The 24,888-nt window shown below is 66.9% G+C and carries 17 protein-coding genes; 5 read left to right on the top strand and 12 right to left on the bottom strand.

The window, feature by feature from the left end:
* Positions 1-47: 47 nt before the first annotated feature.
* The 5 genes from lepA to KF791_13160 all read right to left on the bottom strand — a co-directional run bounded on the left by lepA (position 48) and on the right by KF791_13160 (position 5,034).
* Positions 48-1,841, bottom strand: coding sequence for a translation elongation factor 4 (gene lepA / locus KF791_13180; protein ID MBX3733536.1), 1,794 nt, complete (start codon positions 1,839-1,841; stop codon positions 48-50).
* A 96-nt stretch (positions 1,842-1,937) separates the two neighbouring features.
* Complete coding sequence (locus KF791_13175; protein ID MBX3733535.1) at positions 1,938-2,381, bottom strand: hypothetical protein; 444 nt, start codon at positions 2,379-2,381, stop codon at positions 1,938-1,940.
* 256 nt (positions 2,382-2,637) lie between these two features.
* Positions 2,638-3,108: a DUF393 domain-containing protein gene (locus KF791_13170; GenBank protein ID MBX3733534.1), complete on the bottom strand. Its 471-nt coding sequence runs from the start codon at positions 3,106-3,108 to the stop codon at positions 2,638-2,640.
* The gene (locus KF791_13165; protein ID MBX3733533.1) at positions 3,105-3,668 is read right to left on the bottom strand and encodes a GbsR/MarR family transcriptional regulator; all 564 of its coding nucleotides are present in this window, start codon (positions 3,666-3,668) and stop codon (positions 3,105-3,107) included. The genes KF791_13170 and KF791_13165 overlap by 4 nt, the downstream gene beginning before the upstream one ends.
* Before the next feature lie 394 nt (positions 3,669-4,062).
* Positions 4,063-5,034, bottom strand: coding sequence for a transposase (locus KF791_13160; protein ID MBX3733532.1), 972 nt, complete (start codon positions 5,032-5,034; stop codon positions 4,063-4,065).
* Positions 5,035-5,214: 180 nt separating this feature from the next.
* Here KF791_13160 and KF791_13155 point away from each other — a divergent pair, with 180 nt between their 5' ends.
* Positions 5,215-7,725, top strand: a complete 2,511-nt coding sequence (locus KF791_13155) for a glycogen/starch/alpha-glucan phosphorylase (protein ID MBX3733531.1) — start codon at positions 5,215-5,217, stop codon at positions 7,723-7,725.
* Between the two features lie 166 nt (positions 7,726-7,891).
* On the opposite strand, the gene KF791_13150 is transcribed toward KF791_13155, so the two are convergent.
* Positions 7,892-9,148, bottom strand: a complete 1,257-nt coding sequence (locus KF791_13150; GenBank protein MBX3733530.1) for a PQQ-like beta-propeller repeat protein — start codon at positions 9,146-9,148, stop codon at positions 7,892-7,894.
* Between the two features lie 141 nt (positions 9,149-9,289).
* Here KF791_13150 and KF791_13145 point away from each other — a divergent pair, with 141 nt between their 5' ends.
* Entirely contained in the window at positions 9,290-10,567 is a 1,278-nt protein-coding gene (locus KF791_13145) for a DUF2088 domain-containing protein (protein MBX3733529.1), read from the top strand.
* A 27-nt stretch (positions 10,568-10,594) separates the two neighbouring features.
* Here KF791_13145 and KF791_13140 read toward each other — a convergent pair whose 3' ends face one another.
* The 3 genes from KF791_13140 to KF791_13130 form a co-directional block, all read right to left on the bottom strand.
* Positions 10,595-12,046 carry a DUF1501 domain-containing protein gene (locus tag KF791_13140; GenBank protein ID MBX3733528.1) on the bottom strand — a complete coding sequence of 484 codons (1,452 nt, stop codon included), beginning with the start codon at positions 12,044-12,046 and terminating at the stop codon, positions 10,595-10,597.
* A 244-nt stretch (positions 12,047-12,290) separates the two neighbouring features.
* The gene (locus KF791_13135) at positions 12,291-14,789 is read right to left on the bottom strand and encodes a PSD1 domain-containing protein (protein MBX3733527.1); all 2,499 of its coding nucleotides are present in this window, start codon (positions 14,787-14,789) and stop codon (positions 12,291-12,293) included.
* Between the two features lie 177 nt (positions 14,790-14,966).
* Positions 14,967-16,061 carry a DNA replication/repair protein RecF gene (locus KF791_13130; GenBank protein ID MBX3733526.1) on the bottom strand — a complete coding sequence of 365 codons (1,095 nt, stop codon included), beginning with the start codon at positions 16,059-16,061 and terminating at the stop codon, positions 14,967-14,969.
* 93 nt (positions 16,062-16,154) lie between these two features.
* Here KF791_13130 and KF791_13125 point away from each other — a divergent pair, with 93 nt between their 5' ends.
* On the top strand, positions 16,155-18,437 hold the full coding sequence (locus KF791_13125; GenBank protein MBX3733525.1) for a S8 family serine peptidase: 2,283 nt from the start codon (positions 16,155-16,157) through the stop codon (positions 18,435-18,437).
* A 23-nt stretch (positions 18,438-18,460) separates the two neighbouring features.
* Here KF791_13125 and KF791_13120 read toward each other — a convergent pair whose 3' ends face one another.
* The 3 genes from KF791_13120 to KF791_13110 are packed head-to-tail and all read right to left on the bottom strand — an operon-like array spanning position 18,461 to position 22,430.
* Positions 18,461-20,092 (bottom strand): L-lactate permease, encoded by a 1,632-nt coding sequence (locus KF791_13120; GenBank protein MBX3733524.1) that lies wholly within the window; start codon positions 20,090-20,092, stop codon positions 18,461-18,463.
* A complete protein-coding gene (locus tag KF791_13115; protein ID MBX3733523.1) occupies positions 20,089-21,354 on the bottom strand; it encodes a 4Fe-4S dicluster domain-containing protein in 1,266 nt (421 codons plus the stop codon). The genes KF791_13120 and KF791_13115 overlap by 4 nt, the downstream gene beginning before the upstream one ends.
* Positions 21,354-22,430 carry an FAD-binding protein gene (locus KF791_13110; GenBank protein MBX3733522.1) on the bottom strand — a complete coding sequence of 359 codons (1,077 nt, stop codon included), beginning with the start codon at positions 22,428-22,430 and terminating at the stop codon, positions 21,354-21,356. The genes KF791_13115 and KF791_13110 overlap by 1 nt, the downstream gene beginning before the upstream one ends.
* A gap of 464 nt (positions 22,431-22,894) precedes the next feature.
* On the opposite strand from KF791_13110, the gene trpA reads away from it, so the two are divergent.
* Positions 22,895-23,692, top strand: coding sequence for a tryptophan synthase subunit alpha (gene trpA, locus KF791_13105; GenBank protein ID MBX3733521.1), 798 nt, complete (start codon positions 22,895-22,897; stop codon positions 23,690-23,692).
* Positions 23,689-24,885: a mannose-1-phosphate guanylyltransferase gene (locus KF791_13100; GenBank protein ID MBX3733520.1), complete on the top strand. Its 1,197-nt coding sequence runs from the start codon at positions 23,689-23,691 to the stop codon at positions 24,883-24,885. Before trpA ends, KF791_13100 begins: the two co-directional genes overlap by 4 nt.
* Positions 24,886-24,888: the final 3 nt, after the last annotated feature.

Genomic DNA, 24,888 nt, shown 5'->3' with positions numbered 1-24,888 from the left:
GGGACAGCGTCGGCGTGCCGGGGTTCAAGGATGGAGGCCGCGACGGGTCAACTGGTCTTCAGCACTTCGATGAACGCCTCCTGGGGAATGTCCACCGATCCCAGCGATTTCATCCGCTTCTTGCCCTCCCGCTGCTTCTCCAGGAGCTTGCGCTTTCGGGAGATGTCGCCGCCGTAGCACTTGGCCGTAACGTCCTTCCGCAGGGCGCTGACGGTCTCCCGGGCGATGATCTTCCCGCCAATGGCCGCCTGGATCGCCACCTGGAACTGCTGCCTCGGGATCACGTCCCGGAGCTTGGCGGCCAGCAGGCGGCCCCGGTGCTCCGCCTTGCTGCGGTGCACCAGGCTGGAGAAGGCCTCCATGACCTCGCCATTGACCATCATGTCGAGCTTCACCATCTCGCTGGCCTCATAACCGTCGGGCTCGTAGTCCATCGAGCCGTACCCGCGGGTGATGGATTTGATGCGGTCGTGGAAATCAATGAGGATCTCGTTCATCGGGATCCGGCATGTCATCATCACGCGCCGGGCGTCCAGCGTCTCGGTCTGGGCGATCACCCCGCGTTTCTCGGAGATCAGCCCCATCAGATCCCCGATGTTTTCGCCCGGGCAGATCACGAACGTCTTCACCATGGGCTCGAAGATGGTGTCAATATACGTCACGTCCGGCAGGAGCGCCGGATTGTCCACCTCCCGTTCCGTGCCGTCCGTCATCCGGACCCGGTACACCACGCTGGGGTACGTGGCGATGATGTCCATGTCGAACTCCCGCCGGAGCCGCTCCTGCACGATCTCCATGTGCAGCAGCCCCAGGAACCCGCACCGGAGTCCAAACCCCAGCGCCACCGAACTCTCGGTCTGAAACGTGAGCGCGGAGTCGTTGAGCTGCAGCTTGGCCATGCTCTGCTTCAGAGACTCGTAGTCCGCCGTGTTGATGGGGTAGATGCCGCTGAAAACCATCGGGTGGATCTCCTGGAATCCGGGCAGCTCGGCGGCCGGATTGCGCGAGTCGAGGATGGTGTCGCCCACTTTCACCTCCCGCGGCGACTTGATGTTGGCGGTCATGAACCCCGTCTCGCCGGTCTCCAGCCGTTCACGGGTGTAAGGCTTTGGGTTGAATGAACCGACCTCCTTGACTTCAACCGTTCTTCCCGAATGCGGCAGCCGCACCATCATGCCGGCACGCAGCTCCCCGTTGAACACCCGCACCAGGATGACCACGCCCTTGTAGGTGTCGAAGTACGAGTCGAAAATCAGGGCCTGCAGCGCCTTCCCGCCGGTGGGTTTCGGGGCCGGGATCCGGTGGACAATCGCCTCCAGGATCTCCTCGATGCCGATCCCCTCCTTCGCGCTGGCCAAGACCGCCTCCTCGGCCGGGATGGCGAGGATGTCCTCCAGTTGCTGCCGGGCCTGCGGAATGTCGGCATGCGGCAGGTCAATCTTGTTGATGACCGGGATGATGTGGAGGTTCGCCTTCATCGCCAGATGGACGTTCGCAACCGTCTGCGCCTCCACACCCTGGGCGGCGTCCACAATCAGCAGCGCGCCCTCGCAGGCGCTCAGCGATCTGGAGACCTCGTACGCGAAATCCACGTGTCCCGGGGTGTCAATCAGGTTGAGCTCGTATTCCTCCCCGTTGAGGGCGCGGTACAGCATGGTCACCGGATGCGCCTTGATGGTGATTCCCCGCTCTCGCTCCAGGTCCATCGCGTCGAGCAACTGGTCCTCCATGTCCCGGGTGGCCACGGTGCCGGTGCGGTGCAACAGCCGGTCAGAAAGGGTCGTCTTCCCGTGGTCAATGTGCGCGATGATGCTGAAATTGCGGATGTGTGCGGCGTCCATGGAGTCCGTGGCGGCGGCGGGTCCTGCGCCCCGGCGCCGCGGCAAGGCGCGCAAGATACTGTCGGAACGCGGTCTGGGAAGTGGAAATCCGGGGCGTCACCGCCGCCGGGCGGTCGCCGGGCGCGGTGTGGTGGCCGCAATTACGGCCAGGGCCTGACGGGCCCGGACATCGCCGGCATCCGCAAGGGCCTGAAGCGCGGGCGGCACGCCGGCCGGGGCCACAGTCCGCGGCCCGGTGGTGGCCACGAGCACCGGACCACCGGCTGCTCCCGGGGCCACGGGAGCCACGATGCCCTGGAGGCCTCCGGCGGCGAAGAACGAGGCCCCGGCCCGGATGGACACCGCGGGTGATCCCGGACGGGTCACATGACTGATGCCACCGATCGCGCCCGCACCGGCCGCACCCCCTGCCCCGCCCGCACCACCGGCCTGAACGGGCGCCGCCTCCACCCGAACGAGGTTCACAACGGGCGGAGCCGCCTGCTGAGCCTTGGACACGGACGTCAACATCATCAATGCGAGGAGCAGCCAAGGCTTCATTCCCCATTGCGTACCGCCAGACGCCCCATTCTGCAAGAAGTCTGGCACTCCGACGGAGGTTGAACCTCACCCGATGGGACCTCCGACGAGCCGTCCGCGTGGGGACTCGCCACAGATCCAACCTGCGGCTGGCCGTTCGGTTCGGCGGAGCCTCATCGCACCAGAACCGCCCATCCGCACCCCTGGAGGTGAGGCTCCCCCCGGGCCGCGCGTCAAAGCCGATGCCAGTCCTGCGGCCGCGGGGGGCGCACCCGATTCAGGGCAGTTCGAGGGCGGCACTGCTGCGGCGCATCGGATGCCGCGATGGACCCTCCGGTCCGGGACAAACGCCGCCCAGGCAATAGCGGTTGGCCGCAATCCAGCGGTAGGCGGCGTCGGCAAGAGGACGGAGGACAGGCCAGCCCGCCAGGGCGACCAACGGGCGAATCCAGGGCAGCGAACGCCCCAACTCCCTCCACGCCTCGATCCCGCCGATCACCACGCCGTCCCGGCGCCGAAGCTTCATTTCGCGGCGCAACTCCTCCGAGCTCACCCCAAGGACCGGCGACACCCAGGGCTCCTGCAGCGGCACAAACACGTACCCGTGACGCCGGAAGAGCCCCCCCCACCGGTTCACAATGCCGATGCAGACCGGGCAGATGGCGTCAAAAAACACCCACCCCGAAGCCGCCCCGGGAAAACCGTCCGGAGGGGCGGGTACCGGACCCGACGCGCTGACAGTCTTCATCGGGCTTCCCTTCCGCCCACGCCGGCGGCGCCGGGCAGTTTGAGCAACTGGAAGGCCTTGTCCCCAAGCCGCGCCAGGCGATTCACGGCCGCCACGGGCCATCCTCGAAACTGCGAGTACCACCGGTTGGTGGTGTCGAAAAAGTCGTGCAGCTCCCGGAGGCGCGTCTCGCTGTATTCGCTGGTGCCCCGGTCGGCCTCCGCCTCGGCCAGACATTCCCGCAGCACCGCGAGCGTCGGATCCACCTCCCGTTTCTTGCGCTCCTCCAGCACGGTCCGGAACAGATCCCACACATCCTTCTTGGTCTCGAAATGGTCGCGTCGGTCCCCCGGGAGATGGACCAGCCGCACCAGGCCCCACCCCTGAAGTTCCCGCAGGCTGCTGCTCACATTGGACCGGGCCACCCCGAGAATCTCCTGCACCTCCTCGGCCGGCATCGGGCGCGGCGAGAGGAAGAGCAACGCCTGCACCTGCGCCACCGTGCGGTTGATGCCCCACCGTGCCCCCATCTCACCCCAGTGGAGGACAAATTTCTGTTCGGGTGCCGTCAACGTTTCCATACCGATAGTTCTGTCACTACAGAAATTCCTGTCAAGCCGGCACCTCTTGGTTTCAGGACGCTCGAAGCGCCTTGGAGCACGCGCGGCGCCTCGCTGCTTTTCGACCAGACCGACGCGCCATGGCAATGCGACCGGTCGAACCGGGCCCTTCCTGAACCCAGCAGCGCCTGGCGCGGTCCTGTGAAATTGCGGCCGACAGCACCCCCGAATCCGGGTGTGGAAGCAATGGATTCACTGAGGGCGTCTGGCAGCGCAAACGGGGACGCTGACGCCACAGGGTCAATGCCGACGTTGATCCTGTCGCCAGGACAAGGTGGGAAGCGCCGGTGAATGGGACCCGGCGGCGGCGGCGACCCGTTCGACTCTCGCATACGCGAGACGGAAACTCCGCAATTTAGGCGACCGTGCGCACCTGCAGATCCCTGAGCACACAGATTTCAGGCAAGGGTACGCCGCGAATCCGCCGCGCCCCGTCCTTGCGTTTGGCACCGAAGCGTTCCCGGTGTTGGACAAACACCTCGTTTACGAACGCCTTGGATCCCAGCACCACCCCATCGGTCAGGTGCCGCACGCGCAGTCGCAGCACCTGCGGGAGGCTCAATGCGCCGCCGCGCCGCAATTCCTCCAGAATCGTCTCCCGATCCAAGGCCACCGTGTCACTGCGCCCCGGACTTCCAGCCGTCACGAAGAGGCTCCGCCGATATTCCGCGGCCGCCTCCCCCCAGGCTGCCGGCGACAAGCAGCTCATCAACCCGCTGCGCAGCCTGCGGTTGCCCGCCAAGGCCGCGGCATAGCCACAAAACCGGTAGTCTTTGGGATCCTGCACGATTCCGGCCCGGACCGGATTGAGGTCAATGTACGTGGCCACCATGCGGACCGTCCCCGGGTTGTCCTCGATCAATACGCTCTTGAAACGTTCGGCCCACAGCGTGCCAAAGCGTCCGCTCTGGCGGTTGTACCAACGGCTGAAGCGCTGTTTGAACTCCTTCATGAAGGCGGACACATCGCCCATCCGTTCCAGCAGCGACTGGCGCAAGATGGGATCCAAAGCCCCGCGTTTCGCCACATCCTCCCGGGCCACGACGCTTAGGACGCCATTCTTTCCGTAGAACTCCTCCAATCGTTGCAGCAATTCCGCATCCGGGACTTCCCCGGCTGCCGGGACACGCAGGAGCAGGTGGAAGTGGTTGCCCATCATGCAGTAGGTGATGATCTCGATCCCGCAGAACCGGGCGAGTTTGATGAGGATTTCGGCGAGCTTCTCCTTGCACAGATCATCGAGCAACCGCTCGCCACCCACGACCCGGGAGATGCAATGATACACCCCCGTCTGTCCTGCTTCGGCCCTCGCCTTGATCCGTGCCATGCGCATGAGGGCGACACTGTCCGCTTCAGTCGCTGCCGTCAATCGTTATTGAACCTGTCACTATATTTGTATTGCCTGAACCGCAGAGCCGGGAAAATGTCGGGTTGGAAATTCGAGAATTTCATGGCGGGATCCCGGGGCGCGGCGCAGCCATTCACGTTCAGGCCCCAGGAAACTCTCATGCCTCCCAAAGCGAAGAACTCCACGAAAACCGAATCGCCGCCCTCGACGGTCGCCGCCCTGCTGGACCAGTACGGCTGCGGCCCGATCCGGTTTCACGGCAATGAAAATGCCCTCTACGAACGGCATGTGCTGTTCGACCATGTGGTGGCCCCCGAGGCGGCCAGCGAGCGCACCCGCTTCGAGGCCGTAGCGGCTTCCATCCGCGACGTGCTCGCCCAGCGCTGGGTGCGCACCGAGGAAACCTACCGGCGCGAGGATCCCAAACGGATCTACTACCTGTCGCTCGAGTTCCTGATCGGACGCTCCCTGGCCAACAACATCACCAACCTCCAACTCGATCCCGTGGTGGCCCATGCGGCGCGGCAAAAGGGACTCGACGCGATTGCCCTGCTGGAGCAGGAGCCGGATGCCGGCCTTGGCAACGGCGGCCTGGGCCGGCTGGCTGCGTGTTTCCTCGATTCAATGGCCAGCCTGCAACTTCCGGCCATGGGCTACGGGCTGCGGTATGAATACGGGATTTTCCGCCAGACGCTCCAGGACGGTTGGCAGCGGGAAACCGCTGACAACTGGCTGCGGCGTCCCGACCCGTGGGAAGTGGCGCGGCCGGAGGAATCGGTGGAGGTGCGCCTGGGCTGCAGCTTCGAACTCCGGGGGGGCTCGTTGCGCGCCATCCCGGGAAAGCCCTCCAGCCTGATCGGCATCCCCTATGACCGCCCCGTGGTCGGCTATGGCGGGCGGACCATCAACACCCTGCGCCTCTGGGGTGCGGCCGCCCATGACTTCTTCAACTTTCAGGAATTCAGCAGCGGCGACTTCGTCGGCGCCCTCTCGGAAACCCTGGAAGCGGAGTCCCTCACCCGGGTGCTCTACCCCGACGACTCGACGCTGCAGGGCCAGGGCCTGCGGTTCCTTCAGGAATACTTCCTGGTCGCCTGCTCACTGGCCGACCTGATCCGACGGTTCCGCGCGTCCGGGGCCCCCTGGAGCGCCCTGCCCGAAAAGGCGGCCATCCAGCTCAACGACACCCACCCGACCCTCGCGGTGCCGGAGTTGATGCGCATCCTGCTCGATGAGGCAACGCTGGCCTGGGACACCGCCTGGGATCTCACAGTCCGTACCCTCGGCTACACCAACCACACCCTGCTTCCCGAGGCGCTTGAACAGTGGCCGGTGGTCTGGTTCGAGCGCCTCCTGCCGAGACACCTGGAGATCATCTACGAGATCAACCGACGATTTCTGGAGGATGTCCGGTCGCGTTTCCCCGGCGACGAGCCGCTGGTTCAGCGGGTCAGTCTGATCGGCGGGGGTGCGTCCCAAAAGGTGCGGATGGCCCACCTGGCGATCGTGGGCTGCCACAGCACCAACGGCGTGGCCGCCATCCATTCGGGTCTGTTGCGGACCCAGACCGTCCCCGATTTCGCCGCCCTGTTTCCGGAACGCTTCAACAACAAAACCAATGGCGTCACCCCACGCCGATGGCTCCGCCTCTGCAACCCCGAACTGTCCGCGGTCGTTTCCGGGGCCATCGGCGACGGCTGGATCGCAGACCTGTCGCAACTCGCCCGACTGCGGCCCCTGGCGGAGGACGCTGGATTTCGCGACGCGGTCCGGGACGCCAAACGGGCCGCCAAGGTCCGGTTTGCCAGCTGGCTGAAGACATCCCTTGGACAGTCCGTGGATCCCGACTCCCTATTCGACTGCCAGGTCAAACGCATCCACGAGTACAAGCGGCAGTTGCTCAACGCCCTGCGCATCGTTGTGCTCTACCACCGGCTCCGTGCGAATCCCGGCCTGGATCTGGCGCCACGGACCTTCTTCTTCGCGGGCAAGGCCGCGCCCGCCTACCACCTCGCGAAGGTCATCATCAAGTTCATCAACAACCTGGCCGGCACCATCGCGGGAGACCCCGCGGTGCGGGACCGGATCCGGGTGATCTTCCTCCCTGAATACTGTGCGACGCTTGCCGAGCGGCTGATCCCGGCCGCCGATGTCTCCAACCAGATCTCAACCGCCGGATACGAGGCCAGTGGCACCAGCAACATGAAGTTCATGATGAATGGCGCCCTCACCCTCGGAACCCGCGACGGCGCCACCATCGAGATGGCGCAGGCGGCGGGGGAGGAGAATTTCTTCTTTTTCGGACTGACCGCAGAGCAGGTGAGTGCCAGTGCCGGCTGGTACAGTCCTTGGTGGCATCGGGACCATGAACCCGAGACCCGCGACGCGCTTGAGGCGATCGCATCCAACGGATTCAGCGCGTACGAACCCGGGGTGTTCGGACCCATCCTCGATGCCCTCCTCACGCACGGCGACCACTTCCGGCACCTTGCGGACTTGTCCTCGTACCTGGAGGCGGACGCGCGACTGCTGGCGCTGCGCGCGGATCCCCATAACTGGTGGCGGCGCGTGGTGCTCAACGTCGCCGCCTCCGGCTGGTTTTCCAGCGACCGGACCATCTCCGAATACGCCGCAGAGATCTGGAAGGCGGCTCCCTGCCCCGTGCCCTGATGCGTGCAGGGCCCGCAGTGACGGCGCGGCCATGGGGTGGTGCGGCATCGCGACGAGGTGGCGTGCCACGGGGCTTGCGTGGATCCCGGAGCGAACCGGCGGGAGCCGGATTCGCCGTTCGGGGCGCGGAGCGGCCTTGGCGGCCAACTCCCCCGATCTTGTTTCGTCAAGGGCCGAAATCGAGGCAGACTGCCTCTTGGGTACTCCGGGCGTAGACGCGCCCTTGGCTCAGTGCCGGGGTGGTCCAACATTTGCCCGCAAGCACCTTGGCCCGCGCCAGCTCCCGATACCGCAATGGCTCGGCGGCGATCAGCACCAGATGTCCATCGTCGCTCAGCGCCAGAATCTGGCCGTCGGCAAGAATCACGTTGCCTGGCCCAAACCCGGGCTGTTCCCAGGTGACCTTCCCCGTGGCCGCGTTGACGCACTTGACCGGGCCGCTCCCATATTCCTTGAACTGGAACATCCCGTAGAGGTGGCCCTCCCGCAGCACCGGCGTGGACCAATGATTGGCGAGTGGGTTGTTGCCTTCAAACCGGTAGACCGGCGACGCCGTCCAGCGGTCGCCCTCCCGCGTCACCCGGCACGCACCCGCGCCAACTCCATAGCCGGCCGAGCAATACACCAGATCCCCGGCGACCACCGGCGAGGCGGCGGTCGAAGTCCGGAACGGGAATGCAAAGCGCCACAGCTCGACTCCGGTGCCCGGGTCCACCGACAACAGCCCGGATTTCAGGAAGTAGATCACCTGGCGTTGCCCATGGAGCGTTGCCGGCGTTGGCGTCGCGTGGGTCATGGTCTCGTCAAACCCCTTCCAAACCACCGATCCATCCGATTTTCGAAACGCGATGAGCGATTGTCCCGCGCCCCCTCCGGCCACCAACACCAGATCGCCTTCCACGACGGGCGAGGCCGCGTTCTGCCAGGTGATGTTCCGTCCGGCAAAATCCTTCATGAGATCGCGCTCCCAAACCGGCGCCCCCGTTCCGGCGTCAAGGCAGCTCACCACCAGCTTTCCGGAAGTCACGAACACATGATCGCCATCCAGGGTGGGTGTCGAACGGGGACCATCGCCCCCCTTGTTGCTCCCCGCACCGGAATCGCCGCCGCCGTCGTACTTCACGGGGCCCAGCGGACGGGTCCACAACTCCGCCCCAGTATCCGCAGAACGCGCCACCACCACCTCCTGGGGCGCCCCGTCCACCGTCCGGAGCTCCAGCGTGATGGCGCGGCCGTTGCCCACCGCGAAGGAACTGAACCCGTTGGAACTCGGCACGCGCCAAAGCACGCGGGGCCCTCCCGGCGGCCAGGGAGACGGCACCGACTCCACGGTGGAACCATCGCCGTGCGGGCCGCGGATGAAGGCCCAGTCCGAGGCGGTTGCAGGCATCGCACAGGCGGCGGCGATGAGGAGAAATTTCAGGGGACGACTCATGGCGCAGTTTCCCCGCGAGTGTCGTCGCGACGCCTGAGGATTCAAGCGAACCTTGCGCACGAATCCGGTTCATTCCGCTCCCGGGCTCTTTTGATGGCGCGGCGGCGGAATCCGCGGTACGCAACATCCATGGACGGCTTCATTGGCGGCGAAACCGCGCTTCCCGGCAGCCTGGTCACCGACGTCCAGGTGGCGCGCCTCGTCTCGCGGACGTGCCCGCAGGAGGCCTATCGAGGCCGCCGCATCCTGCTCATCATCCCCGATGGCACCCGCACGGCCCCAATCGGCCTGATGTTCAAGACCCTGTTTTCCCAACTGGGCGGCATCACCCGCGCCTTCGACATCCTCATCGCCCTGGGGACCCATCCCCCGATGTCCGAGGAGGCGATCTGTGATCGCCTGGAAATCGGCATCGAGGAGCGGCGGACCACCTTCGCAAGCGTCCAATTCTTCAACCACGAATGGGACAATCCGGCCGCGCTAAAGCCACTCGGGGTGCTGGCCGCGGATGAAATCCGGGAGCTGTCGGGGGGGCGGTTCGCCATGGACGTTCCGGTGGCGGTCAACCGCCGCGTTTTCGACTACGACGAGGTGATCATTGTTGGCCCCGTCTTTCCGCACGAGGTGGTGGGAATGAGCGGCGGCAACAAGTACCTGTTCCCGGGAGTCGGCGGCCCGGACATCCTGAATTTTTTTCACTGGCTTGGCGCGGTCGTCACCAACGCCGCCATCATCGGAAATGCCCGAACCCCCGTCCGCGCGGTCGTGGACCGCGCAGGGGCGCTCGTGAAGGTGCCCAAGAAGTGCTTTGCCCTGGTGGCCAAGGGGGACGGTGCCGTCGGGATCTTTGCCGGCACGCCAGAGGCAGCCTGGGAACGCGCCGCCGAAATGTCCGCGCAACATCACATCGTCTGGAAGGACCGCGACTATCACACGATCCTCTCCTGCGCGGCGCCGATGTACGACGAGTTGTGGGTGGGAGCGAAGGCGATGTACAAGCTGGAGCCAGTCCTGGCGGACGGCGGCGAGCTGATCATCTTTGCGCCTCACCTGAAGCAGGTCAGCGTCGTTCACGGCCAGTTGATTCGCGAGGTCGGCTACCACTGCCGCGACTATTTCCTCAAGCAATGGGACCGATTCCGCCACCTGCCCTGGGGTACGCTGGCGCACTGCACACATGTGTTCGGCTCCGGGACCTACGAGAACGGCGTGGAGACCCCGCGCGCGCGGGTGACCCTGGCCACGGGGATCCCGGAGGCCGTCTGCCGCGAAATCAACCTGGGCTACCGCGACTGGCGCGCGCTACGACCGGAAGCCTTTGCGAATCGCGAGGACGAGGGCGTGCTGCTGGTGCCCAAGGCCGGGGAGCAGCTCTATCGGAAGCGGGAATCGCCGAAGCCCATGTGACTGCCGGACCGGACCCACAACCGCCGATCACGCCAGGATGCCGCGGATCACCGCGCCATGCACGTCGGTCAGGCGGAATTCGCGGCCCTGGAACCGGTAGGTCAGGCGCTCGTGATGGATGCCCATCAGATGCAGCAGGGTCGCCTGCAGGTCGTGCACGTGCACGGGATCCTGCACCACGTTCATCCCGAGTTCATCGGTCTCCCCGTAGCTGAGGCCCGGTTTCACGCCGCCGCCCGCCATCCAGGTGGTGAATGCATAGGGGTGATGGTCGCGACCCCACCGCTTCCGGTCCTCCAGCTTGCCCTGGATGAACGGCGTCCGGCCGAATTCTCCGCCCCAGACCACCAGGGTGTCCTCCAGCAGTCCGCGCTGCTTCAGGTCGCGAACCAGGCCGGCTGAGGGCTGGTCGGTGTCGCGGCACTGCGTGTAAAGCTCGGTGGTGAGACTGCTGTGTTGATCCCAGCCCGCGTGCATGACCTGGACGCAACGCACCCCCCGCTCGATGAGGCGCCGCGCCATCAGGCAGTTGTAGGCAAAGGTGCCCTGTTCGCGGACCGACGGTCCATAAAGGTTCAGCACGGACTCCGGTTCCCGTGACAGGTCGGCGAGCTCCGGGACGCTGGCCTGCATGCGGAAGGCCATTTCGTACTGCGCAATGCGCGTCGCGATCTCCGGGTCCCCGTGCGCTTGAAGTTTCAGGGCGTTGAGGGCGGCGACATCGTCGAGCATCGCCCGGCGGGTCATCCGGCTCATGCCCGGCGGATCGCCCAGATACAACACGGGCTCGCCGCTGCCGCGGAACTTCACGCCCTGGTAGCGGGAGGGCAGGAATCCCGATCCCCAGTAGAAGTCATAGAAGATCTGTCCGCAGGTCGTGCCCTTGCTCACCGAGGTCATCACGACGTAGGCCGGCAGGTTTTCAGCGACGCTGCCCAGCCCGTAGGCCAGCCACGCCCCCAGCGTCGGACGCCCGGGAATCTGCGCCCCGCTGAGGAGGAGCGAAATGCCGGGGGCATGGTTCACCGCGTCGGTGTGCAGGCCCTTCACGAAACACAGGTCATCCGCAATCGCCGCCGTGTGCGGCAAAAGATCGCTCACCCACGCGCCGCTCTCCCCACGCCGGTGGAACGGTTCGATCGGGGCCAGCAACAGTTTCCCGTCGGCCTGGCCCGTCATCGTGCTGAAACGTTTGCCGGCAATGGACTCCACCGGAACTGGCTGCCCGTGCAACTCCTGGAGGCGCGGCTTGTAATCAAAGAGGTCCACATGGGTTGGCGCCCCGTTCTGGAACAGGTAGATCACCCGCTTCGCGCTTGGCGCGCGGTGCGGCAGGTCGGGCAGGCCGCCGGACGGTGTCGCAAGGACGCCGTCACGCGCGAACAGCGCCGCGAGCGCCCCCAGACCGATTCCGGCACCCGAGCGTCCGAGAAATTCACGACGGGACCACAGGAAACGGGACGCCGCGCCCGCCGTCATGTCCTCCGGGTGGGTGGAGCCTCCCGGTGAGCCGTGCGCAAAAGTCGTCACCTCCGGGCCTGCTGGCCGTTGCGCCCGCACCTCATCCTTCATGGTTCCTCCCTCCCCCGGTGGAGGGATTCCGTCAAGGAGTCCCGCAGGATCCCGAAGAACGCCCCGCCGGGTCGCCCCACTGGTTGCTCAAACGGCCGCGCGCCCGGATTCCTCCACGGCCGGCGCCGGGCCATCCCTCGTGTGTGGGTTCTCATTCCTTGGTCAAGGCCTCGTCCAGGTTGAGCAGGGTGCTGCAAAGCAGCATCCAGGCGGCGTGCTCCGGCGCCTCGAGGCCGGGGACGCCCGGAGCCTCGCCCGCGGCCACCAGGGCAGCCGCGGCTTCCGGATCCCTGCGAAATGTTCCGCGATGGCGATCGAGTCCGCGCTGGAGCACGTCGAGTTCCTCCGTCGTTGGATCCCGCCCCAGCACCCTCCGGCACGCCGCCGCAAGGCGCCCGGAATCGTCGGGATCGTCGCCTTCAAGCAGCACGCTGGCGAGCACTCGGGCCGCCTCGAGATGGGCCGTGTCATTGAGGGTCAGCAACGCATGCAGCGGCACATTGGTCCGCGGCGTCCTCACCGTGCAGGTCTGGCGGCTCGCCACGTCAAAAAACATCGTGGGACCGACAATCCGGCGCCAGAAGACATAGACGCTGCGCCGGTACAACGCAGCGCCATGATCCTGATCATAGCGCTTGTTCCCAAAGGTGGCTTCCTCCCAGATCCCGGGTGGCTGGTAAGGCTTCACCGCGGGCCCGCCCGCCGTCTCCGCGAGAAGGCCGGAGGCGGCCAGCGCCGCGTCGCGAATCATCCACGAGGGCATTCGAAAGCGCGGTCCGCGCGCCAGAAGCCGGTTTTCGGGGTCCTGAGCCGCCAGGTCAGGCGGGACCACGGACGACTGGCGGTAGGTCCCGCTGGTGACCAGCAGGCGCAACAGTCGCTTCACATCCCAGCCAGACTCCATGAATTCACAGGCCAGCCAGTCGAGGAGTTCCGGATGCGACGGGTGCTCGCCCTGCACGCCAAAATCTTCCGAAGTCTTCACCAACCCGGTACCGAACAACGCCTGCCACCAGCGGTTGACCGCCACCCGCGCGGTCAACGGGTTGCCGGGCGACACCAGCCATCGCGCAAGCCCGAGACGGTTGGAGACCGACAGCGTCCCCGTCGTAGCCAGTGCGGACGGCAGGGCCACGTCCACCTCGGTGGTCGGCTCCAGGTAGCTCCCGCGGTTCAGGACAAAAGTGGGCCGTGGGCTGGCGACGTCGGCCATCACCATGACGCGCGGGATGGATCGGGCCAGTGCGTCCAGGGCCGCCTGCGCTTCACGCTGCCGCTCGATGACGGAGGCATAGCCGGGATCAGACTCCCGGAAATGGGTGGCGAGCTTCTCCAATTTCGAGACATCGCGCCCGCCCGGCAACGCCTTGAGCACTTCCAGAATTTCGCGTGGCAACTCCGCAGAGTCGGGGCCTTCGGACCCGTCCGGTCCCGACTCGCCGGCAAACTTCAGGGCCTCGGCCGCCGTCGTGGCCGCTACGGCCGCACTCCGTTCCGCCTCCAGCAACTCACCTCGGGCGACCTGAACGTCATCCGGCATCTCCAGCACCGGGGGAGTCTGCGGATTACCGCCGCTGCCATCCACGGCCGTGCGATTAAAGAACGCCACGAGACTGAAGTAATCGCGCTGGGTGTGCGGGTCATACTTGTGGTCGTGGCAGCGGGTGCAGTTGTAGGTCGCCGCCAGCCACACCGTGGCAACCGTCTCCGCCTGGTCAAAGAGGTAGTCCACACGGTTCTCCTCGGGGATCCGACCGCCCTCGCCGTTGATCATGTGGTTCCGCAAAAAGCCGGTGGCCAGCGTCGCCTCCCGTGGCGCCTCCGGCATCAAATCACCCGCGATCTGCCAGAGGGTGAAGGTGTCGAATGGGAGATTCCGGTTGAACGCCGAGATCACCCAGTCGCGCCAGGGCCACATCGTCCGCTCGGAGTCGCCCTGATACCCATTGGAATCAGCGTAGCGCGCCGCCTCCAGCCAGTCCCAGGCGAGCCGTTCCCCAAGGCGGGGCGAGGCAAGCAACCGGTCCACCTGCCGTTCGTAGGCCGCGGGGTCGGGATCCCGGACGAACGCCGCGACCTCTTCAGGCGTCGGCGGCAGCCCGGACAGGTCCAAACTCACCCGACGGAGCAGGGTTTCCCGCGACGCCTCCGGAGCGGCCACCCATCCCTCGTCGCGCAGGCGGGTCGCGACGAAGGCATCCAAAGCATTCCGGACGCCCGCCATCCCGCCCTCCGAAACCGGGGGGACCGGTCGTTGGGGCGGCTCGTACGCCCAGTGGCGCCCCCACGGGGCGCCCTCCTCGATCCACGCCCGGATCCGGTCCCGCTGCGCGGCGGACAGCCGGCGGTTGGACTCCGGTGGCGGCATGACGTCATCGGGGTCGCCTGCGTTGATGCGCCGCCAGAGTTCACTCCGCTCCGCATGGCCCGGGACGATGGCCCGCTCCCCGCTGCGTCCCGCACCCCGGGCCCCGTCCGGAGTGTCGAGTCTCAACCCCGCCTTTCGGGCCCCGGAATCGGGTCCGTGGCAGGCAAAGCAGGCATCCGACAGCACCGGCAGAATCTCGCGCGCGAAGTCCACCGCCGCGCCCGCGCCGCCGCCACTCACGAGCAATCCCGCGGCAACTCCAATGACCTGATGGCAGCGCATGATTCCGGCAGACGCAGAGACGATGACATCGCCGCAAACCCGCCGAAAGTCCCGAGCCGGGGTTTGTCGTGCTGCCCGACGGGCCGCTTCGGACGCCGCCATCTTCGGGCCCGGACGGGATCCGGGAGGACGACACGCCATCGCTTTCCGCCTTTGAGGCTCCTTGATCCCTCCCGGTCAGCATTCCGATCCTTCATCGCGCCTCTCCAAACCGCCCCCTTCGACCCGCCAGCGGACCCGTTCGGCCCCCAGATCCCGCGGCCACGCCTCGGTGGTGCAGGTCATGAACACCTGCCCGCCCGCTCGACGACATTGGGTGAGCAACGGCAGAAATCCGGTGCGCCGGGCGGCATCCAATTCCCCCAGTACGTCATCAATCAGCAGGACGGGCGCCGTGCCATGGAGTTCGGTCAGGAACTCCGCCTGCGCCATCTTGAGCGCCAGCGCCAGCGAACGCTTTTGTCCCTCGCTGGTGTACGGACCCGCCGCCTGTCCATTCACCGTGAGTGACAGGTCATCGCGGTGGGGGCCGACCAGCGTCGTCCGCTGGATCCGTTCGCGCGACCGGCTGTTGGCCATCGCCACCGCCAGGTCGCCGCGCACCGACGGGTGATAGGCAAGCCCCAAAGCATCCGCGCCCGTGGAGATGTCCCGGAACGCGCGCTCCACACCGGGGGCAATCCCGGGCACCAGCTCGCTTCGGGCCGCCATGAGGGCCTCGCCGCAGCGCACCAGTTCGCCTGAGAACGCCATCAGCTGGTCCTCGTCAGGCTGCGGCCGTTTCAGCAGCGCGTTGCGCAGGCGAAGCGCCTGGGTGTAGCGGAGCAACAGCGGCAGGTACTCCGGACGCGACTGCACGAGCAGAAGGTCCAGAAAACGGCGCCGGACCCGGGCCAGACCCTTGATCAACTGCACATCCTCGGCGCAGAACACCACCGCCCTCAGGGTGCCCATGTAGTCGGCAACCCGACGCACCGGCGCCCCATTGAGTGTCAGGCGCCGCTCCCCGGGAGACCAGTAGGTCCTCACCTCCGCCGTCCCGGTGCCGACGATCCTGCCGCCGACAAAGTAACCCTTGGCCCCGTGCCGGACCATCTGGCCCCCCCCTGCCCCGCGAAAGGAACGCAGCGTCGCGAGCAGGTAGATCGCTTCAAGCAAGTTCGTCTTGCCCTGGGCGTTCCGACCCGACAGCAGATGAAACCCGGGGCCGAAACTGGCATCCAGCCGCTCGTAGTTCCGAAAGTCCCGGAGTCGCAGATCCGCCAGATGCACGCGGCCATGGTGCGGTGAAAGCCCGGCGCGGGAAAGTCAGGTGCCACTTCACGCCCACTCGCGACGGGAGCAATGGTTCGCTAGGATGTCCCGGTGCAGGGGTTGTGGGCATGGCTTGGAAGGACTGCGCTCAGGGTCGCCGCCGGCGTCTGGGCGCTGGTTGCGGCCGCCGAAACCGTCGAATTCCGGGAGCCGCGGCTGGTGGCCTACGAGCTGACGGAGGCTCCCATCATGACACGATCGCTGGCCGCAGGTGCGCCGGGACCTGAATGGATTCCGGCGCGGCGCACCGGCCGTCCAGACGCTGTCGCCCTGGGACGCCGCATCGTGCTCCGGTTGCAACCTGGGAGCCGTTTCGATGAATTCCCGGAACTGAACCGGATGGCGCTGTGGCGTCAGGTGGATGAGCGGACCCGGGTCCTCGAGGCGGCGGACGCGACCGCCGCGGTCGCCAGCGCGGCGGCGCTTTCACGGAGGTCCGGGGTGGAAGTGGCCGTTCCCACGGTCCGGCGCGCTTCCCTGCGCCGCCATTTCCCGTACGCGCCCCGCCCCGACGATCGGTACTTTCCGCTGCAGGTGGCCCTTCAGTCGCCGGCATCACCCGGGGCGTTCCTCGCGGACGGCCCGGATCTCAATGTGCGCGGGGCCTGGCCCCTGGGCCGGGGTGCAGGGGTGACCGTGGCGGTGGCGGATGACGGCATGGAACTGACCCACGCGGACCTGGCGGCCAATGCCACCGGACCGCACCGAAATTTCCACAATGACCGCACCGACGGAACCCACTGGACGGATGCCCTATACCACGGCACGGCGGTCGCCGGCCTGATCGCGGCAACCGCCAACAATGGCATCGGCCTCGCCGGGATTGCTCCGGAGTCCCGGCTCGCCAGCTGGGTCATCTTCGATGCGGACGGCGAACTCCCCGACGATGCCGCCATGGCGGAAATGTTCCAGGCCGGGGGGGACGTCGTGGCGGTTCAGAATCATTCCTGGGGCAATTCCGACTTCCTGTTCGTGGAACAGCGCCTGCTGGAGAACGAGGCCATCCGGGATGCCGTGGGACATGGACGGCACGGGCTGGGCACCATCCTGGTGCGCTCCGCCGGCAACACCCGAGAAACCGACTACAACTTCCGCCGCGGCTCCGGGGACGCGAACCTCGACGGGTATGCCAACGACCCGCGCCAGATCACCGTTGCGTCTGTGCGGGCCGACGGACGGTACGCCTCCTACAGCACCCCGGGTGCCTGCGTGCTGGTCGCCGCACTCAGCGGCGACAGTCGGGCGGGACAGGCGGGTCTCGTCACGACCGACCGAACGGGAGCGGCCGGACTCAACCGCTTCAACGTTGCTGGAGATCCGACCGCGGCAGACTACCTGGCTGGCGCCCAACGGTTCAGCGGCACATCGGCATCCGCGCCCCTGGTGAGCGGCTGTGTGGCCCTGATTCTTTCCGTCAACCCGCGCCTGACCTGGCGGGATGTGCCGCAGATTCTGGCGTTGTCCGCGCGCCAGACCGATCCCTCGGCGTCCGACCTCCAGACCAACGGCGCCGGGTTCCTGGTGAGCCACGACACCGGATTCGGAGTACCCAATGCGGCGACCGCGGTCCGACTTGCCAGGAACTGGGTCCCGCAGCCCGCAGCGAACAGCGTGCGGCTTTCCCGGATCACCGGCAGCCCAATCCCGGACGGTGCCTCCGAAGCGGGCCTTCGCCTGGAGTTCGCGGTCACCCATCCCCTCTCAGTCCAGCACGCACAGGTGAGGGTTCAGTGGAGCCACGACCGGGGACAGGACCTGGAAGTCCGGCTCATCGCTCCGGCAGAGACCCGTTCGCAATTGCTGCGTCCCGGCTCCGCGGACGCCCCGGTGCCGCCGGAGTGGACCTTTCTCTCGGTGCTCCACCTCGGCGAGAGCAGCCTGGGCTCCTGGTTTCTCGAAATCGTGGATCACCAGCCCGGCATCGCCGGCCGGCTTCATTCGGCGGAACTGATCCTGACCGGCCGCACGATCCGGGATTCCGATGCGGATGGTCTGGATGACGACTGGGAACGCGACCGGCTGAAAACCCTCGCCTGGGGGCCACGGGACGACCCGGACCGCGATGGATGGTCCAACGCTGCGGAGGCCCTCGCCGGAAGTGATCCCGACCTCAACGAGACGCCGTGGGTCGCCACCCTCGATCTCAACCCCGAGGAACCCCCACGCCTCGCCTGGCCCTCGACTCCGGAGCAGCCGGCGGAAATCTGGGGCACACCGCAAGCCGGCCTGCCGTGGAGGTTGTTGACCAACGCCCCCGGGCGTGTTCAGGAGGCCGGTTGGTGGGTTCCGGAGGGGCTGACCGAACGTCTGTTTCAGATTCGGGCCCCGTTCTGAGCCGTCCGGAGCCCGCGGCACCGCTATTTGGGAATCCAGCCCGTCAGCCAATAGGCCTGGATCATGACCAGGATCCCCATCAACACCGCAAGCACGACGCTGTGCCAGAACACGGACCGGAGCACGGTGCCGGCATCCGGACTGTCGGCGTGTCCCCCGGTCGCCACGCTGGCCACCACGATGCTTTGGGCATCAATCATTTTTCCCATGACGCCTCCGGAACTGTTGGACGCCGCCATCAGCACCGGGGACAGATTGAGCTGCTGTGCCGTCACCTGCTGCAGATTGCCAAACAGAACATTGGACGACGTGTCGCTCCCGGTCAGGGCGACCCCGAGCCATCCGATCAGCGGCGAGAAGAAGGGAAACAGGATCCCGGTACCGGCCATGGCCAGCCCCAGGGTGGTGTCGGTGCCGCTGTAACGGGTGGTAAAGCCCAGGGCCAACATGAGCGCAATCGTCAGCAACGAAACCCGGAGGCTCCACAGGGTGCGGCCGTAAATCGCCGCCAGTCGCCGGGGCCCCACGCCAAGGGCCATCCCCGACAGCAGTCCGGCCAGGAGCAACGCCGTCCCCGTCGCCGACAGGAGATTCCCCTGAAAAATCGCGGGCTCCGGCTCCGGTTGCGGCACTGCCGGGGGCACGCGCACCACAGCCCGGTGCAGCCAGGGAACCTCCAGCGACGGCGCGAACCAGCCGTTGAGTGTGGACTTGACCGATGGCAGACCCCACACAAACACCAGCACCGTCAGGAACACCCAGGGGATCCAGGCACGCCATGGACGTCCGGACGCCGCCACCGGCTGCCGCTCCGGCGCGGGCGCCGGGGATTCCCTCCGGTCGCGGGGCCGCCACCAGCGCATGAAGACGACCAGCGATCCCATGGAACCGACGGATGCCACGATGTCCACCAGCCACGGTCCGTGGAAATTGCTGACCACAAACTGCAGGATGCCAAAGCTGAGACCGGTCACCAGGCACGCAGGCCAGACCGCCAGCATCCCCCGCCACCCCACCTGCGCCGCCACCAACCAAAAGGGGACGATCAGCGAAAAAATGGGCAACTGGCGTCCGACCATCGCACTCAGGTCCATGACGTCGAGATTCGTGATTCGCGCCAGGGTCAGCAGCGGCGTGCCCAGGGCGCCGAACGCCACGGGCGCCGTGTTGCCGATCAGGGCCAGTCGGGCGGCCTCCAGCGGACGAAACCCAAGTCCGATCATCAGCGCCCCGGTGATGGCCACGGGAGCTCCGAATCCCGCCGCCCCCTCGATGAAGGCGCCGAATCCGAACGCAATGAGCAGCGCCTGGATGCGACGGTCCCCGGACACCCCGGCCACCTGCTGCTGCAGCACCGCAAACTGACCGGTGCGTACTGAGAGGTTGTAGATGAAGATGGCGTTGAGAATGATCCATCCGATCGGAAACAGGCCGAAGGCGGCCCCGTAGGCCATGGCGGCCCCCGCCAGCCGGGACGGCATTTCGTACACCCCGATCGCCAGCGCGAATGCCACCGCCAGACCTGCCAGGGCCGCGAGCTGCGCCCGCACGTGCCAGAAGGCGAGCAACCCCAGGAGGGTCACCACCGGCAGCGTGGCGACCAATGCGGACACTCCCAGACCGCCCAGCGGCGCGTAGTTGTGCGACCACGTCATGACGCGCCGTTCCCCGTCATGGAGTCCCGGATCACCTGGACCGTGTGCCGCACCGGCACCGCACGCCCCAGCGCCTTCAGATGCACCTCAAGCTGGTTCAGACACCCGATGTTCCCGGATACCACGAGGTCCGCACCGGAATCCACCACCGCCTGCGCCTTGCGCCGACCCAGCGAGGACGCGAGCTCAGGCTGGTCGAGGTTGTAGCTGCCGGCACTGCCACAGCAGAACTCGGGATCCGACAACTCCACCAGCTCGACCCCGGAGATGGATCGCAGGAGATTCCTTGGGGCCTGACGGACCCCCTGCGCGTGCACGAGGTGACAGGCGTCGTGGTACGCGACCCGCAGTCGTGGGGTTCGGAGGGGCGTGCGCAGGCCAAGACGCGCAAGGAACACGCTCACATCCTCAACCCGCCCGGCGAGCTCCCGGGCCCGACCTTCATCATCCGTTCCCCGCAGCATCAACGGGTATTCGTGGAGGGCCGACCCGCAACCGGCTGCCGTGGTAAGGATGGCATCCACGTCCGACGGAAACGCCGCCAGATTCACACGCGCAAAATGGCGGGCGGCGTCCTGGTCCCCGGTGTGCCAGGAAAGGCCTCCGCAGCACCCCTGCCCGGACGGCACCCGGACCTCCACGCCGTTTCGGGTCAGGACGGCAACCGTCGCGGACAGGATGTCCGGCGCGAGCACCTGCTGCGCACAACCTGCCAGCAGGGCCACTCGGGCGCGCCGGGGCGGGACGGCTTGGACACGTTCCGGCCAGGATTGGGCCGGCGGCAGCGCGGCGGGCAGCAGGTCGGTCATGGGCTGGAGAGGCCCGGGCACCGGCAGCCAGAGCCGCCGCGCCCAGGTGCCCAGGCGGACGGCCCAGCGGAACCGACGCGGGTGGGGCAGCGTCTGGGCGACCACATACCGTCGGAATCGTTCACCCCACGGACGACGCACCCTGGATGCCGCCAGGGCACGAAACGGGCTGATGAGGTCGCGGTACGGCACGCCGCTCGGACAGGCCGGCTCGCAGGCGAGGCAACCCAGGCAGCGCTCCACATGCGGCTGCGCCGCCGTCCACGGCATGGCCCCCTCCAACACCGACTTCATCAACACGATGCGGCCCCTCGGGGAATCCATTTCCTGGCCAAGCTCCCGGTACGTCGGACACGCCGCGAGGCAAAAGCCGCAATGGACACACCGCGACACGGCCTCGGCCATGGGATCACCGAAGGCACCGAACTGGCGGACGGGAATGGCGTGGAGCATCAGGAATCGAGTGGAGGAAACCGATGCGCGGGATCCAATGCGAGCTTCACCGCGGATTCAACCGCCGCGCGAGGTGATCGGGACCACCACAGCGGTGCATCGCCCCGCAGGGTCAGGCCCTCCAACCCGAGGCGCGCCAGCGTGGACCCCACCGCTGTCATCGTCCCGGGATCCTCCCAGGCCACCCAAGCCACCGTACCACCGGCACCCACCTGATGCCGGACCCCCTCAATCGCATTCAGAGCCGGCGTCAATGCCTCCGTGTCCACCGGCGTCAGCGGCACCTTGACCAGGACTCCTCGCTGCGGCGCCCAGTCAAACTCGCGCAGGGAATCCATCACATCCGTCCCCGGCGACTCGCGCTCCCCGGGGAGTTCCGCAAGAACGTCCGCGGCCAATGAGGACATTGCGGATTCCGGTCCCGCCAATCGGACCCAGACATCGCAGCATCCGGGAACCCCCTCCACGGCCACCGGTTCCCATCGGGAGCGACCAACGACACGAAACACGCGCAACCGGTCCGCGGGGGTGGCCGCCCGCAATCGAAGGGTGACCGCCGCGTCGGGACGCGGAAACACCTTGAACGTCAGCTCCCCCAGCATCCCGAAGCGTCCCAGGCTCCCGCAAAAGAACTTCGGCAGATCAAAGCCCGCCGCGTTTTTCACCACCTTGCCCCCCAGCTGAAGCAGACGGCCCGCTCCGTCCACAAACCGGACTCCCAGAATGAAGTCGCGCACGCCGCCAAAGCGAACCCGGCCCGGCCCGCTCAGGCCTGCCGCAACCGTACCCCCGAGCGTGGCCCCGGCCCGGACCAGCGGCGGATCGAATGGCAGGTACTGGCCGCACGCCGCAAGCGTGTTCATCAACCGCTCCAGCGGAATGCCGGCCTGTGCGGTGAACGTGAACTCCTGCGGCTCGTATTCGACCATGGCGGACAAGGCCGCCGTCGAGATGCGCACCCCTTCGGCCGTGGTCAGTCGCGGCTTGGTCCCGGCGCCGACCGGAACGACCCGTGGTACGGACCGGATCGCCTCAGCCAGCTCCTTCAATGACGCGGGCTGGTGCATGGGGTTCATCAAGGCAATGCCGGCAGTCGAAGCGCCATGGTGCGGGAAATTCAGACGACCCGCCTACGGTACGGGCCCCCGCTCACCGACTCCAACCCCTTAAACATTGGGCCATGAACTTCGGGAGGCCCTTCGCCTTGGCGCCCGATTGGTTCCGTCAATGGCGGCTCCATCCCGGTAGGGCGAGCCTCTCGGCGAACCGTGTGGTCATCTTGACTTTTGGCGCGTGTGGACTCCACAGGCGCACGGTTCGGCGGAGCCTCACCCCACCGGAGCCTCACCCCACCGGAGCCTCACCCCACCGGAGCCTCACCCCACCGGAGCCTCACCCCACCAGATCATCACCCAACCAGATCATCACCCAACCAGATCATCACCCAACCGGATCTCGAACTCACCAGCCCGCCCGTCGCCTCCGGCCGGCACGCCCTGAACTTGCCATCCCCGCGAGCGGCGCGGCAGTGTCCGCCCTCGTGAACCGCATCGTGGAATGTTTCGATTCGCTCCGGGCCCGCGGACGCAAGGGCCTGGTGGTGTACATCGGCGCGGGCGATCCAGACCTCCAGACCACGCTGCGGCTTTCCTTGGCGCTCGAGCGGGCCGGTGTGGACATCCTCGAACTTGGAGTGCCCTTCAGCGACCCGCTGGCCGACGGGCTGGTGAACCAGCTGGCCGCCCAGCGGGGGCTCGACAGCGGCACCACCCCCCCCGCAGTCCTCGACACGGTCCGGGCCATCCGGAGGGAATCCTCCGTCCCGATCGTGCTCTACCTTTACTACAACCTGCTCCACCGGGTCGGACCCGAGACGTTCATCCGCGACTGCGCGGCCGCCGGAGTGGACGGGCTGCTGGTGCTGGATCTGCCGCCGGAGGAGTCCGGCAGCCACGGGAAGTTGATGGACGCCTCCGGCCTGTGCCCGATCTACCTGGTCGCCCCGACCACGCCCGCCGAACGGATGGCGCTCATCGGCCCGCTGGCACGCGGCTTCATCTACTACGTGAGCCGCGAGGGGGTCACGGGCATGCAGACGACCGTGAGCGACACGATCGGGGCAATGACGGCGCGGATTCGCGCCCACAGTTCCCTGCCCATCGCCGTGGGGTTCGGGATTTCCAATGCGGATCAGGCCCGGGAGGTCGCCCGCCACGCAGACGCCATCGTTGTGGGCAGTGCCGTGGTGAACCGCATCGCAGAACTGGGCCGTTCCCCACGGTTGATTCCCGAAGTCACCGCCTTCGTCACCTCGCTCTCGCAAGCCATCCAGTCATGATCCCCCCCTCCAGTTCCCGGTCAAAATCCCGGCCAAAGGCTCAATCCAAAACCCGTCCAACCGCCGCAGGTAGCCGCGCCGACCAGTATGTGATCATCATGGCCGGGGGTCGTGGCGAGCGGTTCTGGCCCGTCAGCCGTGAGGCGACGCCGAAACAACTCATCACGCTGCTGGGCCGGCGCTCGTTCCTTCAACAGGCCGTGGATCGCGTGAAGCCGGTCGTGCCCCTGAACAACATTCTGGTCATCACCAACCGGGTCCAGGCAGCCGCCGTCCGGAAACAACTGCCGGAACTGCCTGCCGAAAACGTCGTGGCCGAACCGGTGGGTCGCGACACCTGCGCCGCGGTGACCCTGGGCGCCGCGCTCGTCGGCGCGCGGTCCACGACCGCCACCATGGCCGTCCTGCCCGCCGACCATGTGATCCCCGATGCGAAGGCCTTCCAGCAGGTCCTCGCCGACGCCCTGGATCTGGCTTCGCACGGACAGGTGATCGTCACCATCGGCATCCGGCCGTCCGGTCCGGAAACCGGTTACGGCTACATTCGACACGATCTCACGCCGCTGCCGCCTCCCACCGGTGTGAAGCGCTACCGGACCCGGTTTTTCCGCGCCGAGCAGTTTGTCGAGAAGCCGGCGCTTGAAAAGGCCGTGGAGTATCTCGCCGCCGGCAATTACCGCTGGAACGCGGGCATGTTCGTCTGGTCGTTCGTCACGATCACCAACGCCCTCGAGAAGCATCAGCCGGACATGAACGCCGCCTGTCACCGGTGGTTCGACGCCGCGGGGCGTGGCGCCCGGAGTCTCGACCGCGTGCTGGCGCGGGAATACCCGGAACTCCGGAAGGTCAGCGTGGACTACGCGCTGATGGAGAAGGCGCACAATGTCGTGGTCGCCGACGGGACGTTCGACTGGGACGACCTCGGGGCGTGGCCCGCGCTGGCCCGGCACCTGCGCCGGGATCCGGAGGGCAATGCCGTCGTCGGCGACGTGGTCCATGTGGATGCCGCCCGCAACGTGGTTTGCGATGCCCGGACGACCGGGCGCTCCCCCATCGCCCTGGTCGGGGTGAAGGACAGCATCATCGTGCTGACCAACGACGCCACCCTGATTGCTGCGAAGTCGGAGGCGCAGAAGATCAAGGACCTCGTGCGCAAACTGGCCGCCAACAAGGCGACGTCCCGTCTGGTCTGACCC

The sequence above is a fragment of the Verrucomicrobiia bacterium genome (genome assembly GCA_019634635.1).
Taxonomy (GTDB): Bacteria; Verrucomicrobiota; Verrucomicrobiia; order Limisphaerales; family UBA9464; genus UBA9464.
The sequence above is the reverse complement of the archived record's forward strand: the minus strand, read 5'-3'. Positions and strand labels throughout refer to the sequence as shown.

What these genes read in the sequence shown, in the direction of transcription:
- lepA (MBX3733536.1), bottom strand. Translation starts at nt 1,841, where the DNA reads ATGGACGCCGCACACATCCGCAATTTCAGCATCATCGCGCACATTGAC.
- KF791_13175 (MBX3733535.1), bottom strand. Translation starts at nt 2,381, where the DNA reads ATGAAGCCTTGGCTGCTCCTCGCATTGATGATGTTGACGTCCGTGTCC.
- KF791_13170 (MBX3733534.1), bottom strand. Translation starts at nt 3,108, where the DNA reads ATGAAGACTGTCAGCGCGTCGGGTCCGGTACCCGCCCCTCCGGACGGT.
- KF791_13165 (MBX3733533.1), bottom strand. Translation starts at nt 3,668, where the DNA reads ATGGAAACGTTGACGGCACCCGAACAGAAATTTGTCCTCCACTGGGGT.
- KF791_13160 (MBX3733532.1), bottom strand. Translation starts at nt 5,034, where the DNA reads ATGGCACGGATCAAGGCGAGGGCCGAAGCAGGACAGACGGGGGTGTAT.
- KF791_13155 (MBX3733531.1), top strand. Translation starts at nt 5,215, where the DNA reads ATGCCTCCCAAAGCGAAGAACTCCACGAAAACCGAATCGCCGCCCTCG.
- KF791_13145 (MBX3733529.1), top strand. Translation starts at nt 9,290, where the DNA reads ATGGACGGCTTCATTGGCGGCGAAACCGCGCTTCCCGGCAGCCTGGTC.
- KF791_13140 (MBX3733528.1), bottom strand. Translation starts at nt 12,046, where the DNA reads ATGACGGCGGGCGCGGCGTCCCGTTTCCTGTGGTCCCGTCGTGAATTT.
- KF791_13135 (MBX3733527.1), bottom strand. Translation starts at nt 14,789, where the DNA reads ATGCGCTGCCATCAGGTCATTGGAGTTGCCGCGGGATTGCTCGTGAGT.
- KF791_13120 (MBX3733524.1), bottom strand. Translation starts at nt 20,092, where the DNA reads ATGACGTGGTCGCACAACTACGCGCCGCTGGGCGGTCTGGGAGTGTCC.
- KF791_13115 (MBX3733523.1), bottom strand. Translation starts at nt 21,354, where the DNA reads ATGCTCCACGCCATTCCCGTCCGCCAGTTCGGTGCCTTCGGTGATCCC.
- KF791_13110 (MBX3733522.1), bottom strand. Translation starts at nt 22,430, where the DNA reads ATGAACCCCATGCACCAGCCCGCGTCATTGAAGGAGCTGGCTGAGGCG.
- KF791_13100 (MBX3733520.1), top strand. Translation starts at nt 23,689, where the DNA reads ATGATCCCCCCCTCCAGTTCCCGGTCAAAATCCCGGCCAAAGGCTCAA.